The 15,668-nt window shown below is 72.1% G+C and carries 11 protein-coding genes; 4 read left to right on the top strand and 7 right to left on the bottom strand.

What is annotated here, in order from left to right; genetic code table 11:
* Positions 1-52 precede the first annotated feature (52 nt).
* From murD to rsmH, 7 genes are all read right to left on the bottom strand, one after another.
* Positions 53-1,519, bottom strand: coding sequence for a UDP-N-acetylmuramoyl-L-alanine--D-glutamate ligase (murD, locus tag ACFP2V_RS10100; RefSeq protein ID WP_381208724.1), 1,467 nt, complete (start codon positions 1,517-1,519; stop codon positions 53-55).
* The gene (gene mraY / locus ACFP2V_RS10095; RefSeq protein ID WP_381208926.1) at positions 1,501-2,592 is read right to left on the bottom strand and encodes a phospho-N-acetylmuramoyl-pentapeptide-transferase; all 1,092 of its coding nucleotides are present in this window, start codon (positions 2,590-2,592) and stop codon (positions 1,501-1,503) included. The genes murD and mraY overlap by 19 nt, the downstream gene beginning before the upstream one ends.
* Entirely contained in the window at positions 2,592-3,998 is a 1,407-nt protein-coding gene (locus tag ACFP2V_RS10090) for a UDP-N-acetylmuramoyl-tripeptide--D-alanyl-D-alanine ligase (protein ID WP_381208721.1), read from the bottom strand. The genes mraY and ACFP2V_RS10090 overlap by 1 nt, the downstream gene beginning before the upstream one ends.
* A gap of 4 nt (positions 3,999-4,002) precedes the next feature.
* Positions 4,003-5,577: a UDP-N-acetylmuramoyl-L-alanyl-D-glutamate--2,6-diaminopimelate ligase gene (locus ACFP2V_RS10085; protein ID WP_381208718.1), complete on the bottom strand. Its 1,575-nt coding sequence runs from the start codon at positions 5,575-5,577 to the stop codon at positions 4,003-4,005.
* Positions 5,578-5,821: 244 nt separating this feature from the next.
* On the bottom strand, positions 5,822-7,798 hold the full coding sequence (locus tag ACFP2V_RS10080; protein WP_381208715.1) for a peptidoglycan D,D-transpeptidase FtsI family protein: 1,977 nt from the start codon (positions 7,796-7,798) through the stop codon (positions 5,822-5,824).
* 5 nt (positions 7,799-7,803) lie between these two features.
* Positions 7,804-8,361: a cell division protein FtsL gene (ftsL, locus tag ACFP2V_RS10075; RefSeq protein ID WP_381208712.1), complete on the bottom strand. Its 558-nt coding sequence runs from the start codon at positions 8,359-8,361 to the stop codon at positions 7,804-7,806.
* A gap of 56 nt (positions 8,362-8,417) precedes the next feature.
* Positions 8,418-9,401 carry a 16S rRNA (cytosine(1402)-N(4))-methyltransferase RsmH gene (rsmH, locus tag ACFP2V_RS10070; RefSeq protein WP_381208709.1) on the bottom strand — a complete coding sequence of 328 codons (984 nt, stop codon included), beginning with the start codon at positions 9,399-9,401 and terminating at the stop codon, positions 8,418-8,420.
* A gap of 435 nt (positions 9,402-9,836) precedes the next feature.
* On the opposite strand from rsmH, the gene ACFP2V_RS10065 reads away from it, so the two are divergent.
* The 4 genes from ACFP2V_RS10065 (at position 9,837) to ACFP2V_RS10050 (ending at position 15,505) form a co-directional block, all read left to right on the top strand.
* Positions 9,837-10,385, top strand: a complete 549-nt coding sequence (locus ACFP2V_RS10065) for a beta-class carbonic anhydrase (RefSeq protein ID WP_381208706.1) — start codon at positions 9,837-9,839, stop codon at positions 10,383-10,385.
* A gap of 295 nt (positions 10,386-10,680) precedes the next feature.
* Entirely contained in the window at positions 10,681-11,754 is a 1,074-nt protein-coding gene (locus tag ACFP2V_RS10060) for an AAA family ATPase (protein ID WP_381208703.1), read from the top strand.
* Positions 11,754-13,121: a DUF58 domain-containing protein gene (locus ACFP2V_RS10055; protein WP_381208700.1), complete on the top strand. Its 1,368-nt coding sequence runs from the start codon at positions 11,754-11,756 to the stop codon at positions 13,119-13,121. Before ACFP2V_RS10060 ends, ACFP2V_RS10055 begins: the two co-directional genes overlap by 1 nt.
* Positions 13,118-15,505 (top strand): transglutaminase TgpA family protein, encoded by a 2,388-nt coding sequence (locus tag ACFP2V_RS10050; RefSeq protein ID WP_381208697.1) that lies wholly within the window; start codon positions 13,118-13,120, stop codon positions 15,503-15,505. The genes ACFP2V_RS10055 and ACFP2V_RS10050 overlap by 4 nt, the downstream gene beginning before the upstream one ends.
* Positions 15,506-15,668 lie beyond the last annotated feature (163 nt).

The raw sequence follows: 15,668 nt of genomic DNA, 5'->3' as shown, positions 1-15,668 counted from the left end.
CCTCGACGGTCCCATGCGTCCCTCCCAAGGTCGCCCGGCGCAGGCGGCCGGCTCAGGCACCGAGTTCGCGCACCGCCTGTGCGAACGCCTCACCGCGCCTGTTGTAGTTGGCGAACATGTCCATCGAGGCGCAGGCCGGGGCCAGCAGCACCGTGTCGCCGGGCCGGGCGAGCCGTTTCGCTTCCTGGACAGCCTGGAGCATCGCCCCAGTGTCGGTCCGGTCGAGGTCGACCACGGGTACTTCCGGTGCGTGTCGCGCCAGGGCTTCGCGGATCAGCGCGCGGTCCGCGCCGATCAGGACGACGCCGCGCAGGCGCTTCGCCGAGCTCGCGACCAGTTCGTCGAAGGTGGCGCCCTTGGCGAGTCCGCCGGCGATCCACACGATCGACTCGTAGGCGGCCAACGAGGCCTGCGCGGCATGGGTGTTGGTCGCCTTGGAGTCGTCGACATAGGCGACCTCGTCCACGTCGGCGACATGCGCGATGCGGTGGGCGTCCGGAGTGAAGGCGCGCAGCCCGTCCCGTACGGCCGCCGCCGGCACCCCGTAGGCGCGCGCGAGGGCGGCGGCGGCAAGGGCGTTGGCGATGTTGTGCGGGGCGGGCGGGTCGACGTCAGTGACCTCGGCGAGCTCCTGGGCGCTGCCCTGCCGGTCCTCGACGAAGGCGCGGTCGACCAGGATGCCGTCGACGACGCCGACTTGGGAGGGGCCGGGGGTGCCGAGGGTGAAGCCGACGGCGCGGCAGCCCTCCTCGACGTCGGCCTCGCGGACCAGGTCCTCGGTGGACGGCTTGTCGGTGGCGTCGGCGTTGTAGACGCAGGCGATCCGGTTGCCCTCGTAGACGCGGCCCTTGTCGGCGGCGTACGCCTCCATGGAGCCGTGCCAGTCGAGGTGGTCGGGGGCGAGGTTCAGCACCGCCGCCGAGTGCGCGCGCAGGGAGGAGGACCAGTGGAGCTGGTAGCTGGACAGTTCCACGGCGAGCACGTCGTACTGCTCGTCGCCGAGCACCGCGTCGAGGAGCGAGACGCCGATGTTGCCGACGGCCGCGGTGCGCAGGCCCGCCGCCTCGAGGATCGAGGCGAGCATGCGGACGGTGGTGGTCTTGCCGTTGGTGCCGGTGACCGCGAGCCAGGGCGGGGCGCCGGGGCCGCGCAGCCGCCAGGCCAGTTCGACGTCGCCCCAGATCGGGACGCCGGCCTGTGCGGCGGCGGCGAACAGCGGCTTGCCGGGGTTCCAGCCGGGGGCGGTGACGACGAGTTCGGTGCCCTCGGGGAGGGTGCTCGCGGCCTGCTCGCCGAGGCGGACGGTGATGCCGAGCCGTTCCAGTTCGGCCGCCTGGGTCCGGGCGCGGTCGTCGTCGCCGTCGTTGACGACCGTGACGTGCGCGCCGAGGCCGTGCAGCGCCCTGGCCGCCGGGACGCCGGAGACGCCGAGCCCGGCGACGGTGATGTGCCTGCCCCGGAACCGGTAGGGCTCCGGGGGCTGCGATGCCACTGGTGCGGTCACTTGTCCGCTGCCCATCCCGCGTAGAAGATGCCGAGTCCGACGATCACGCAGATGCCCTGGATGATCCAGAAGCGGACCACGACAAGGACTTCGGACCACCCCTTGAGTTCGAAGTGGTGTTGGAGCGGTGCCATCCGGAAGACGCGTTTCCCGGTGAGCTTGAAGGAGCCGACCTGGATGACCACCGACATGGTGATGAGGACGAACAGACCGCCCAGGATAGCGACCAGCAGCTCGGTGCGGGAGCAGATCGCGAGGCCCGCGAGGACGCCGCCGAGCGCGAGCGAACCGGTGTCGCCCATGAAGATCTTGGCCGGCGAGGTGTTCCACCACAGGAAGCCGAGGCAGGAGCCCATCAGCGCGGAGGCGACCACCGCGAGGTCGAGGGGGTCTCTCACCTCGTAACAGGCACCCGGGTTGGTCAGGGTCTGCGCGTTGGCGCAGGACTCCTGGTACTGCCAGACGCCGATGAAGGTGTAGGCGCCGAAGACCAGGACGGAGGCGCCGGTGGCCAGGCCGTCCAGGCCGTCCGTCAGGTTCACGCCGTTCGACATGGCGAGGATCATGAACAGCGCCCAGATGACGAACAGCACCGGGCCGATGGTCCAGCCGAAGTCGGTGATGAACGACAGCTTGGTGGACGCCGGGGTGTTGCCGCGGTTGTCCGCGAACTGCAGGGCGAGCACGGCGAAGGTGATACCGACGATCAGCTGGCCGGACATCTTCGCCTTGGCCCGCAGGCCCAGCGAACGCCGTTTGACGATCTTGATGTAGTCGTCCAGGAAGCCGACCAGGCCCATGCCCACCATCAGGCCGAGCACCAGCAGACCCGAGAAGGTCGGCGCCGCGTCGGCTTTCGGGTCCGCGTAGCCCGTGACCAGTTTCGCCAGGAAGTACGCGGCGACCGTCGCCAGGATGAAGGCGATACCGCCCATCGTCGGCGTACCGCGCTTGCTGGCGTGCTCGCGCGGGCCGTCGTCGCGGATGTACTGCCCGTACCCCTTGCGTGCGAGCAGCTTGATCAGCAGCGGGGTGCCGATCAGCGTCAGGAAGAGGCCAATGACTCCTGCGAACAGGATCTGCTTCATCATCGGGCGACGACCTCACCCTCGGTACCGGTCGCGAGCAGCGCCTGCGCCACGCTCTCGAGACCGACCGACCGGGACGCCTTCACGAGAACGACGTCTCCCTGGCGCAATTCGCTGCGCAACAGGTCGACAGCCGCCTGTGCGTCGGACACGTGCACCGACTCCTCACCCCACGAACCCTCGTTATATGCGCCCAGTTGCAGCCAGGCGGCTTCCCTGCCCCCGACCGCGACGAGCTTGCTGACGTTGAGCCGGACGGCGAGCCGTCCGACCGCGTCGTGCTCGGCGAGCGCCTCGTCCCCGAGCTCGGCCATCTTGCCGAGCACCGCCCACGTACGACGTCCGTTGCCCATGGCCGCGAGCGCGCGCAGGGCGGCTCGCATGGACTCGGGGTTCGCGTTGTAGGCGTCGTTGACGACCGTCACGCCGTCCGGGCGCTCGGTGACCTCCATCCGCCAGCGGGAGAGGGAGCCCGCTTCGGAGAGCGCGAGTGCGATCTCGTCTGCGGACATGCCCAACTCGTGGGCGACGGCGGCCGCGGCGAGCGCGTTCGACACGTGATGCTCACCGTACAGGCGCATGGTCACATCGCTTGCACCGGAGGGTGTGTGAAGCCTGAACGAGGGCTGTCCACTGTCCATGAGTCGCACGTTCTCGGCCCGAACGTCCGCTTCGTCGCTCTCTCCGAAGAGGAGCACTTTCGCCTTCGTGCGGGACGCCATGGCGCGTACGAGCGGGTCGTCCGCGTTGAGGACCGCGGTGCCGTCCTCGGGGAGGGCCTCGACGAGTTCGCCCTTGGCCAGGGCGATCTGCTCCCGGCCGCCGAACTCGCCGATGTGCGCGGTGCCCACGTTGAGCACGAGGCCGATCTTCGGCGGGGTGAGGCCGGTGAGGTAGCGGATGTGGCCGATCCCGCGGGCGCCCATCTCCAGCACGAGGAACCGGGTTTCCTCGGTGGCGGTGAGCGCGGTCAGCGGCAGCCCGATCTCGTTGTTGAGGGAGCCGGGGGTGAAGACGGTCGGCGCCTTGCGCCGCAGCACCTGTGCGATGAGGTCCTTGGTGCTGGTCTTGCCGGCCGAGCCGGTCAGTGCGACGAGAGTGGCGCCGAGACGCCGCACGACGTGCCGGGCGAGGGCACCCAGCGCGCTCTGGACGTCCTCGACGACGATCGCGGGTACCCCCACGGGCCGGGAGGCGAGCACGGCGGCCGCGCCGGCCTCTACGACCGCGGCCGCGAAGTCGTGGCCGTCCGCGCGTTCACCGGCGAAGGCGACGAACAGGCTGCCCGGCACCACCTCCCGCGAGTCCCGGACCACCGGCCCGGTGACCGGGGCGGACGGATCCGGTATGTCGTACGTCTGCCCGCCGACGACTTCTGCGATCTCGGCGAGGGAGAGGGCGATCACAAGTTCATCCCTGGGTCTGCTGGATAGCTTCGCGAAGCACCTGGCGGTCGTCGAAGGGACGCACCACCCCGGCGATGTCCTGGCCCTGCTCGTGGCCCTTGCCGGCGACCAGCACGGCGTCGCCGGGCTGTGCGCGGGCGACGACGGCGGCGATCGCCGCGGCCCGGTCCTCGAAGACCTGCACCTCGCCGCGCTCGTGGGCGGGCACGGAGGCCGCGCCCTCGAGCATGGTGGCGAGGATCGCGAGGGGGTCCTCGGAGCGGGGGTTGTCGGAGGTCAGTACGGCGGTGTCGGCGAGCCGGGCCACCGCGGCGCCCATCGGCCGGCGCTTGGTGATGTCCCGGTCTCCGCCGCAGCCGAGCACCACGTGGACCTTGCCCTCGGTGACCTTGCGCAGGGCGCGCAGCACCGATTCGACGGCGTCGGTCTTGTGTGCGTAGTCGACGACCGCGAGGTACGGCTGGCCCGCGTCCACGCGCTCCAGCCGCCCGGGTACGCCGGGGACGGCGGCGACACCGTCGGCGGCGGCCTGCGGGTCCAGTCCGGCGGCGGCGAGGGCGACGATCGCGGCGAGGGTGTTGGCCACGTTGAAGGGGCCCGGCAGCGGCGAGCGGGCGGCGATCCGCTCGTTCTCGGGGCCGATCACGGTGAACGTGGAGTCGGTGGGGCCGACCTCGACGTCCTCGGCGCGCCAGTCGGCGTCGGGGTGGCCCTCGGCGGAGTAGGTGATGACGGGGACGCCGGCCTCCTTGGTGAGGCGGCGGCCGTACTCGTCGTCGGCGTTGACCACGGCGAGCCGACTGCGCAGCGGGGTGAAGAGTTGCGCCTTGGCCCCGAAGTAGTCCTCCATGTCGGAGTGGAACTCCATGTGTTCCGGGCTCAGGTTGGTGAAGACGGCGATGTCGAAGACGCAGCCGTCCACCCGGCCCAGTACCAGGGCGTGGCTGGAGACCTCCATGGCGACCGCGTCGACACCGCGCTCGCGCATGACGGCGAACAGAGCCTGGAGGTCGGTGGCCTCCGGCGTGGTGCGTTCGGACTTGATGCGCTCGTCGCCGATGCGCGTCTCGACGGTGCCGATCAGCCCCACCCGTCCACCACCGTCCTCGACCGACGGCGCTTCGCGCCGGTCCTCCTCGTCCGTACCGCGGGCGGTCTTCAGGCCGCCCTCGACGAGATAGGCGGTGGTGGTCTTGCCGGAGGTGCCGGTGATGCCGATCTGGAGCAGGTCACGGCCCGGGTGGCCGTAGATCGTGGCCGCCAGTTCGCCCATGCCCGCGCGGGGGTCGTCGACCACCAGGGCGGGGAGTCCGGCCGCGGCGACGCGTTCGGCGCCGCTCGGGTCGGTGAGCACGGCGACCGCGCCGAGGCCCGCGGCCTGGTTGACGAAGTCGGCGCCGTGCACGCGGGCGCCGGGGAGGGCGGCGTACAGGTCGCCGGGGCGCACCGCGCGCGAGTCATGGGTGATGCCCGTGACGTCGGCGGTCCGCTGCGGCACGGTGGTACCCAGTTGACCGGCGAGTTCCGCGAGGGGTGTGGCGGTGACCCGCGCCGGCCGGGGCGGCCCGGGAAATGTCACGGGTTGACCCTTCTGAGTGGTTTGGGACTGATCAGCGTGTGGCACGGCGGTGAGCGTACCGGGCGCACCCGCCGTGGAGCGAAAGAGGGGGCCGCGCGCGGTGCCGTCCGGCGGGGAGCTGTGCGGGGCGGCGGGGTCCGGTACGGAGCGGGGGGTGTTCCGGTTCCCGGGGTCGGGGGTGATCGTTGTCACGGGCTGTTCCTGGGTGGTTCCGTGCCGGCCGGGCGCGAGGGTTCGCGACCGGTCAGCGCTTGAAGGTGACCGGGAGGTTGGCCGGTTCGGCACCGGTCGGCGGCACCTGGAGGGACTTGAGGGCGAACTCCATGACCTGCTTGTAGACGGGTCCGCAGATCTGACCGCCGAAGTAACTGCCCTCGGTGGCGTTCTGGATGACGCAGGAGACGGTGACTCGGGGCTGGTCGGCGGGCGCGAATCCGGCGAAGGAGGAGGTGTAGCCGTGGTACTTGCCGGTGGCCGGATCCACGCGGTTGGCCGTACCCGTCTTCCCCGCCACCCGGTAGCCGGGGATGCGCGCCTTGGTGCCGGTGCCCTCCTCGTCGTCCACGACCGACTCCAGCATCCGGGCGAGTGTCTTCGCCGTCTTCCCGCTGACGACCCGTGTCTTCTCGGGCTTCGGGGCGGCGGTGAAGCTTCCGTCGGGTCCCTTGGTGCCGCGCACCAGTGCGGGTTCGACGCGTACGCCGCCGTTGGCGATGGTGGAGTAGACGGACGCGGCCTGCATGGCATTGACGGACACGCCCTGACCGAAAGGAATCGTGTACTGCTGGGAGGTCGACCAGGCATCGGGCGGGGCGAGGATGCCCTTGGTCTCGCCGGGGAAGCCGAGCCCGGTGTGGCTGCCTAGACCGAACGCGCGCAGGTAGTCGTAGAGCACCTTGTTGGCGGCGGCCTGGGTCTTGCCGAGCTGGCCGGCGGCCAGAATGGTGCCGATGTTGCTGGACTTGGCGAGTACCCCGTTGAGTGTGAGGTGCCAGGTCGGGTGGTCGACGTCGTCCTTGAACAGGCGGTCGCCGCGGTGCAGCCGGTTCGGCACGACGACACGCGTCTGCGGGGTGGCCGCTCCCTCCTCCAGTACGGCCGCCATGGACAGGACCTTGGCGGTGGATCCGGGCTCGAAGGCGTCCTGGAGGGCCGCGTTGCCGAGGGCCGCCGGATCGGCCGCGGAGAGGTCATTGGGGTCAAAGCCGGGCGCGTTCGCCATGGCGAGGACCTCGCCGGTGCGGGTGTCCTGGACGATGACGTAGCCGCGGTCGGCCTTCGACTTCTCCACCTGCTCGCTGATGGCGTTCTGCGCGGCCCACTGGATGTCGCGGTCGATGGTGAGCTCGACATCGCTGCCGGGGACGGCCGGCGTCTCGCTGGAGCCCACGGTCGGCACCAGGCGGCCGCCGGACTGGGCGTAGCGGATCTTGCCGTCCTCGCCGGCGAGCTGCTTGTCCAGCTGGAGTTCGATGCCGCCGCCGCCCTTGCCCTCGGCGTTGACCCAGCCCAGTATCCCGGCGGCGAGTTCGTTGTTGGGGTACACCCGCTTGCTGGTGGGTACGGACAGCACGCCTGCGAGGACGTTGACGGAGGACGTGTCGGTCTCCGCCTTCTTGGCCAGCGCGGACTTCAGGTCCTTGATCTGCTGCCACACCTGGGGGGTCCGGCGGCTCGCGAGCTTGACGTAGCGCAGGGCCTTGTTGTCCGGCCGCAGCTTCTCGACCAGCTGGTCCTGGTCCTGGCCGAGGATCGGGGCGAGGAGGGCGGCGGCCCGTTCGGGGCCGTCGGCGATCTCCAGTTGGCCGGGAGTGAACAGCGTGGGGTCGGCGGTGATGTCGTAGGCGTCCTCGCTGGTTGCCAGGGCGACGCCGTTGCGGTCGGTGATCTTGCCCCGCTCGGCGTCCAGCACCTGGCCGACGTAGAGGTTCTGTCCGGCCTTCGCGGCATAGGTGTCGGCCTTGACGGCCTGCACCTGGAGCAGGCGTACGACGAAGACGCTCAGGACCAGGGCCAGCGCCAGGCCGACCAGGCGCAGCCGGGGGCGCGGGCTGCCCAGCCGGATGACCTTCCCGGCCGCCGGGCCCGGCGGCCGGGAGCGCGGGGCCGGGCGGGGGGCACGGGCCTGCCGGGCGCCGGGTCCGGGGCGCTGCCCGGCGCCCGGGCGGGCCGGCCGGGCGGGGCCGGGCACGCGGCGACGGGGCGGTTCCCTGTCGGACACTTCCGTCACCTGCCGGGAGTCGATGCGGGGATGGACGCGGGGGCGGGCGTGGGGGTTGGCGTGGGAGCGGCCTCGGAGGCGGTGGAGGCGACCGTGGGGTCTGCTGCCGCGCCCGGTGCTGTGCCGGGCGCCGTGCCCGGGAGCGGGGCCGTCACGGTGGCCGGCGCCTCGGGGGCGAGCACCAGGGGGGCGCGGGAGGCGGTGGCGGGGCTGGGGACACCCTTGACCTTGCCGTCGGGGTCCAGGAAGGCGGGGTCGCCGCCGGGCACCATGCCGAGTTCACGGGCCCGGCGCTGGAGGGCGTCCGGGGCGGAGTAGGCGTCGATGTCCCGCTGGAGGGCCTGTTCCTCGTCGGTGAGGCTCTTCGTCTCCCGCTTGAGGTCGTCGAGCCGGAACGCGCCCTCGCTGAGGGCCGAGTTCAGCAGCAGGAGCCCGATCAGACCGCCGCCCAGGAGAAGGACGACCAGCACCACGAAGGGGGTACGGGCCGCCTGGGCCCGCCCCGTGGGGAGGAGCCGCGCGAGACGGGCCGCCCTCCCCTTCAGTTCGGGTTTCCTGCTCACTCACGCTCCCCTGGGTTCGCCCGAAGCCTGCCTTCCGCACCCGAGTGCCCCGCACGTCATTCGAGGTGCTCCCTGATGCGCTGGGCGCCCCGGAGCCGCGCGGGTGCCGCTCGCCGGTTCTCGGCGATCTCCTCCTCGGTGGGAAGTTCGGCACCGCGGGTGAGCAGCTTGAGCCGGGGCTGGTAGCGCTCGGGGACGACCGGCAGCCCGGGGGGCGCGGTGATGGCGGCGCCCGCCGCGAGCACCTGCTTGACCAGCCGGTCCTCCAGGGAGTGGTACGACAGCACGGCGATCCGGCCGCCGACGTCGAGCGCCTGCACCGCGGCCGGGATCGCCCGCTCCAGCACGGAGAGCTCGCCGTTGACCTCGATGCGCAGGGCCTGGAAGGTGCGCTTGGCCGGGTTGCCGCCGGTGCGCTTGGCGGCCTGCGGCAGCGCGTCCCGGATCAGCTCGACCAGGCGTGCACTGGTGGTGAACGGCCTTTTCTCCCGCTCGCGCACCACCGCGGCCACGATCCGCTTGGCCTGTTTCTCCTCGCCGTAGGCGCGCAGGATGCGGACGAGGTCGCCGGGCGGGTAGGTGTTGAGGACCTCGGCGGCGCTGATGCCGGCCGACTGGTCCATGCGCATGTCGAGCGGGGCGTCCTGGGCGTAGGCGAAGCCGCGGTCGGCCTCGTCGAGCTGCATGGAGGACACGCCCAGGTCGAACAGGACGCCCTGCACGCGCGGGACGCCGAGCCGGGCGAGCACGTCGGGGAGTTCGTCGTAGACGGCGTGGACCAGGGTGGCGCGCTCGCCGAAGGGGGCGAGTCGTTCGCCGGACAGGCGCAGCGCCTCCTTGTCCCGGTCCAGGGCGATCAGCCGCGCCTCGGGGAACCGTGTCAGCAGGGCCTCGCTGTGGCCGCCGAGGCCGAGGGTGCAGTCGACGACCACGGCTCCCGGTTGTTCCAGAGCGGGCGCCAGCAGGTCCAGGCACCGCCGGAGCATCACCGGGACGTGCCGGGTCTGCCCGCCCGTGTTCGCATGCGCTTCGCGCCCCATGGGTTCTGGGCCCTCTTCTCAAGGTCCGGCGCGGCCGTGACGCACCGCCGGGTCCCCGCCCCTCCCCCGGATGTGGACGGGGCGGCCTGCCGGCGCCGGAGGCGACAGCCGGCCGGGAACGGGAGGAGGCCGAGCCGTACGTACGCGCAGCGCACGCGGGGAGATCTCCGGGACGCTGCCCGGTTCTCCGGGGAAATCAGTGCAGCGGGGAGTGTCGCCTCCCGCTTCGCGTCACTTTAGTCCACGGTATCGCCCGGTCAATCAACCGGCCTGCGCGGCGCGGCCCTCGGCGCGAGGACAACCGCATCACGGGGAAACCACCCGTACGAGAGGGCTCACGCCCCCTTGTGGGTCATCTCACACCAAAGGAGGATGACGTTCTTTGTCCTGTCTCACAGCGGGCCCGGACGGCAGGTGGCCAGTACCGTCATGACTATGACGACTTCTGCATCGGTTCCCGCGGGCTCAGGAAGCGCGACAGTCGACCGGGATACGGTCACCGACCGCTTGGTGGATGCGAACGAGCAGTACGCCAACGCCTTCGTCGATCCCGGGATGGACGCTCGGCCCGTCCTCCGTGTCGCCGTGGTGGCCTGCATGGACGCCCGGCTCGACCTGCACGCCGCGCTCGGTCTCGAGCTCGGCGACTGTCACACCGTCCGCAACGCCGGAGGTGTCGTCACCGACGACGTGATCCGGTCGCTGACCGTCAGCCAGCGGGCACTCGGCACCCGCAGCGTGGTGCTCATCCACCACACCAACTGCGGTCTGGAGTCCCTCACCGAGGAGTTCCGGCACGAACTGGAGATGGAGGTCGGCCAGCGGCCCGCTTGGGCCGTGGAGGCATTCCGGGACGTGGACCAGGACGTACGCCAGTCGATGCAGCGGGTGCGCACTTCGCCGTTCCTGCCGCACACCGACGACGTGCGCGGTTTCGTCTTCGACGTGAAGACCGGTCTGCTGCGCGAGATCGACCCCGCCTGACCCGCCGGCCCGTCCCTAGGACATCCTTCCCGGGAGCCACGCGCCCGTTCTCCGGATTCCACCGGGCCGTACGACCTTCACAAAAGTCGTACGGCCTGCCATAACGCCGCCAGTTGTCCACCGGCGAGTGACACGAATCGGTAACGGCGGCAAGAATGCGGGAGTGGTGCCGTGCGGAACCTTTCCCGCGCGGTGTCCGTGATTCGGGGTGGGCCGCTCCACACAACAAGGCGTCGGCCCGGACATGTGGGGCCCTCGTTCCTTCGGAACGGGGGCAAAGGCCGAGGAGGGCCGGGTGACGACCTATGAGGATCGTGCGAGCCATGGGGGCGCCCCCGACCGAGCGTATTCGCGGGTGGGGGATGACCTGACCGCCGTGGTCGAGCGCGTGCGGGGGTCGGTGGAGAGCGTGATCGAGGGCAAGCCCGAGGTCGTACGGCTCTCGCTGACCGTGCTGCTCGCCGAGGGACATCTGCTCATCGAGGATGTCCCGGGTGTCGGCAAGACAATGCTGGCCAAGGCGCTGGCGCGGTCCATCGACTGCTCGGTGCAGCGCATCCAGTTCACACCGGACCTGCTGCCGTCGGACATCACCGGTGTGTCCATCTGGGACCAGCAGCGCCGTGACTTCGAGTTCAAGCCGGGTGCCATCTTCGCGCAGGTGGTGATCGGCGACGAGATCAACCGCGCGTCGCCGAAGACACAGTCCGCGCTCCTGGAGTCGATGGAGGAGCGCCAGGTCACCATCGACGGCACGACCTACGAGCTGCCCAGTCCCTTCATGGTGGTGGCGACGCAGAACCCGGTCGAGATGGAGGGCACCTACCCGCTGCCGGAGGCCCAGCGCGACCGATTCATGGCCCGCGTCTCGGTCGGCTATCCGAGCGCCGAGGCCGAGCTGCAGATGCTGGACGTGCACGGCGGCGTCTCCCCGCTGGAGGACCTCCAGCCGGTGGCGCACGCGCACGAGATCCTGAAGCTGATCGAGGCGGTGCGCGCCGTCTATGTGGCCGAGCCGATCCGCCGGTACGTGGTGGAGCTGGTCGCCGCCACCCGCACGCACCCCGATCTCAGACTCGGCGCCTCCCCGCGCGCGACGCTGCACCTGCTGCGCGCCGCGAAGGCGTCCGCGGCGCTCAACGGCAGGGATTACGTGCTGCCGGACGACGTGCAGGCACTCGCCGTGGCCGTCCTGGCGCACCGGCTGCTGCCCACCGCCCAGGCCCAGCTCAACCGCCGCACGGCCGAGCAGGTGGTGCAGGAGATCCTGCAGCGTACGCCGGTGCCGGCCGAGGCCCCGCGGCAGACCGGCATCGGCGTGGGCCGTGGCGGCCCCCGGTACGGCCGGCAGCAGCCGCGGAGCCTGTGATGACGACCGCGGGCTCGGCCCGCGCGGAGGGCGACCACGGGGGTGGCCGGGGCGGCCTGCGTACGGCTCTGGCCGGGCTGACCACCCGCGGGCGCTCCTTCCTGGCCGCCGGTGCGGCCGCCGCGGTCTGCGCCTATGTGCTCGGGCAGAGCGATCTGCTGCGGGTCGGGCTGCTGCTGGCGGTGCTGCCGCTGGTGTGCGCGGGCGTGCTCCACCGGACCCGCTACCGGGTCGCCGGCAGCCGCAGGCTCACCCCCTCGCGGGTACCGGCCGGCTCCGAGGCGCGGGTGCATCTGCGGATGGACAACGTCTCCCGGCTGCCCACGGGCCTGCTGATGCTCCAGGACCGGGTGCCTTACGTGCTCGGGCCGCGGCCCCGGTTCGTGCTGGACCGGGTGGAGGCGGGCGGGCGCCGCGAGGTGTCCTACCGGGTCCGCTCCGACCTGCGCGGCCGCTATCCGCTGGGCCCGCTGCAACTGCGGCTCTCCGACCCGTTCGGGATGTGCGAGCTGACCCGGTCCTTCTCCGCGCACGACACACTGACGGTGATCCCGCGCGTGGAGCCGCTGCCGCCGGTGCGGCTGAGCGGTGAGGCCAAGGGGTACGGCGACGGGCGGCAGCGTTCGCTGGCGCTGGCCGGCGACGACGACGTGATCCCGCGCGGCTACCGTCACGGCGACGATCTGCGCCGGGTGCACTGGCGTTCCACCGCGCGCTACGGCGAGCTGATGGTGCGTCGCGAGGAGCAGCCGCAGCGGGCCCGGTGCTCGGTGCTGCTGGACACCCGCGTCGTCGCCTACGACGGCGCGGGTCCGGACTCCGCGTTCGAGTGGGCGGTGTCGGGTGCGGCGTCCGTGCTGACGCACATGCTGGAGCGGGGTTTCTCGGTGCGGCTGCTGACCGACACCGGCACGTCGGTGCCGGGCGAGGGCTCCGACGGGTTCGTGGGCGCGAGCCAGGATTCGGCGGACGCGGCCGGGCTGATGATGGACACCCTCGCGGTGGTCGACCAGTCCGACGGGGAGGGTCTGTCCCGGGCGTACGACCTGGTCCGCGGCGGGGGCGAGGGGCTGCTGGTCGCCTTCCTCGGTGATCTCGACGAGGAGCAGGCGACGGTGCTCGCCCGGATGCGGCAGCGCAGCCAGGGCGCGGTCGCCTTCCTCCTGGACAGCGGGGTCTGGCTGCGGGAACCGTCGGACGTGTCCGGTCCGTTGGGCGGTGGCGGGGAGCGGTCGCGGATGCTGCGCGAGGCGGGCTGGACGGTGGTGAGCGTGCCACGGGGCGCCTCCCTGGAGGAGCAGTGGCGGCTGGCGGACCGGGAGCGTTCCGGTCTGGCGGCGGTGAGCGGTGGGGAGGGAGCAGGGTGAGTGGACGACTGCGGCTGACGCTGGCCTCGTGGGCGGCCACGCTGCTGACCGCGTGCGCGCTGCTGCCGCTGGTCGAGCCGCCCTCCTGGATCGTGCTGGCGGCCTTTCTGCTGGCGGTGCAGTCGGGCGTGGGCGCGGTGGCCCGGCGGGTGCCGCTGGCACGCCCGCTGACGGTGGCGGTGCAGGCCCTTGCCGCGCTCGTGCTGCTGACGCTGGTCTTCGCGCGTGAGCACGCGTTCGCCGGCCTGCTGCCGGGACCGGACGCGTTCCGCTTCTTCGCCGGACTGCTCGACCAGGGTGGGACGGACGTCGGCCGTTATGCGATACCGGCGCCGCTGTCCGAGGGCATCCGGCTGATGCTGATCGGCGGCGTCCTGGTGATCGGGCTGCTGGTGGACGCCCTCGCGGTGACCTTCCGCAGCGCGGCTCCGGCCGGGCTTCCGCTGCTCGCGCTGTACTCCGTCGCCGCGGGTCTGTCCGACAGCGGGGCCGCCTGGCTGTGGTTCCTGCTGGCGGCGGCCGGTTACCTGATGCTGCTGCTCGTGGAGGGGCGTGACCGGCTCTCCCAGTGGGGGCGGGTCTTCGGCGGGGCGTCGCAGGGCTCGCCCGGCGAGCCGGACGGGGCCCGCGTCCCGATGCGCACCGGCCGGCGGATCGGAGTGCTCTCGGTGGGCATCGCCCTGGTGGCGCCGCTCGCTCTGCCCACCATGAACGGCGGCCTGCTGGACCCGGCGGGTTCGGGTGTCGGCTCGGGCTCCGGCGGGGGCGGCACGATCTCCGCGGTGAATCCGCTGGTGTCACTGCGCGACTCGTTGAACGTGGACGAGGACCGCCAGGTCATGTCGGTGCGCTCCGAGGCGGAGAACGTCTCGGACCTGTATCTGCGGATCGTCTCCCTGGACGACTTCGACGGCACCACCTGGAAGCCGTCCAAGCGGTCCATCACCACGGTGCCCGACGGCGCCTTCCCCACCCCGGCCGGCCTCGGCCCGGACATCGAGCGTGAGGAGATCGGCACGACGATCTCGACCGCCGACTGGTACGGGCAGGACTGGCTGCCGATGCCGTATCCGCCGAGCGGCGTGGACATCAGGGGCAACTGGCGCTACGAACCGGTCGGGATGACGCTGGTCGGCGACCACGGCCAGAACACCCGGGGGCTGACCTATCAGGTACGCAGCCTGGACGTGCGGCCCACGGCGGAGCAGCTGGCCGACGCGTCGGCGCCGCCGGCCGCCCTGGAGCGGGACTACACCGAGCTGCCCGACTCGCTGCCCGCGATGGTGTCCCGGACCGCCCGCGAGGTCACCGAGGGGGCGACCAACGCGTACGACCAAGCGGTCATGCTCCAGGACTACTTCACCCTGACGGGCGGCTTCGAGTACGACACCGAGGTCGACGTCGGCAGCGGCTCGGAGGCGATCGCCCGCTTCCTGCGGGAGAAGGAGGGCTTCTGCGTCCACTTCTCCTTCGCCATGGCGTCGATGGCCCGGTCCCTGGACATACCCGCCCGGGTCGCGGTGGGCTTCGCGCCCGGCACCCCGCAGGCGAACGGCACGGTGGCGGTGGGGCTGCGGGACGCACACGCCTGGCCCGAGCTGTACTTCGAGGGCGTGGGCTGGACCCGTTTCGAGCCGACACCCACGCGCGGTTCGGTGCCGGAGTACACCGTGCCGGAGACCCCGGACAGCGCGCTGCCCGACCCGGCCCGGCCGTCCGCGGCGGAGCCCTCGGAGCCCTCTGCCGCCCCGTCGGAGAGTGAGAGCTGCTCGGTGCAGCAGCGGCTGCTGGACGGCTGCGCGAGCGAAGCACCCCTGGCGACGCTGCCCACGGGCGGCGACGGGCCGAAGTGGTACGCGGTCCTGGGGTGGGTGCTGGGCGGTCTCGCCGTCCTGGTGCTGCCGCTGGCACCGATGCTGTGGCGGCTGCGGACCCGTTCGGTGCGCCTGGGCGCGCACGGCCGGTCCGAGGCGGACACGGCATCGCACGCCCTGGCCGTCTGGGACGAGCTGACGGACACGGCGTGGGACGTCGGCATCTCCCCGGACGAGTCGCTGACTCCACGCAGGGCGGCGGCCCGGATCGTCCGGCTCGGCCGGCTGGACCCGGAGGCCGCGGCCTCGGTGCACCGGGTGGCGGATGCCGTGGAGCAGGTCCTCTACGCGCCGCAGCCGCGCCCGATGGCGGGCCTCACGGACGACGTGCGCCGGGTGGCGGCCGGACTGATGTCCGGGGCCGTCCGGGGCATGCGGCTGCGCGCGCTGTTCCTGCCGCGTTCCGCGGTGCGGGTGGTGTGGGCGGTGCCGGCCCGGTGGGCCGCCGTCCGGGACCACGCCCTTGTCCTGCGGCCGACATGGCGCAGGCCCTCGCGGCAGCAGGGGTGACGGGGCGAGTCCGGGCCGGTCGGCGCCGGGCAGGTGCCCCCGGCGGAACGGGTCCACGGTGAGGGGCGGGACGGCCGGAAATCGTCCTGCCCCCACCCTCGTCCTGCCCCACCCTTCGTACCGCCCCTTGCCATGACCGGCGCCCGGCGTCGACCCGGGTGCG

This window comes from Streptomyces incanus, from assembly GCF_042656345.1.
Lineage (GTDB): Bacteria > Actinomycetota > Actinomycetes > Streptomycetales > Streptomycetaceae > Streptomyces > Streptomyces incanus.
This window is presented reverse-complemented; position numbering and strand designations above follow the sequence as displayed.

Excerpts from the sequence above, each read along its gene's own strand:
- mraY (WP_381208926.1), bottom strand. The coding sequence starts at position 2,592 with ATGAAGCAGATCCTGTTCGCAGGAGTCATTGGCCTCTTCCTGACGCTG.
- ACFP2V_RS10065 (WP_381208706.1), top strand. The coding sequence starts at position 9,837 with ATGACGACTTCTGCATCGGTTCCCGCGGGCTCAGGAAGCGCGACAGTC.
- ACFP2V_RS10055 (WP_381208700.1), top strand. The coding sequence starts at position 11,754 with ATGACGACCGCGGGCTCGGCCCGCGCGGAGGGCGACCACGGGGGTGGC.
- rsmH (WP_381208709.1), bottom strand. The coding sequence starts at position 9,401 with ATGGGGCGCGAAGCGCATGCGAACACGGGCGGGCAGACCCGGCACGTC.
- murD (WP_381208724.1), bottom strand. The coding sequence starts at position 1,519 with ATGGGCAGCGGACAAGTGACCGCACCAGTGGCATCGCAGCCCCCGGAG.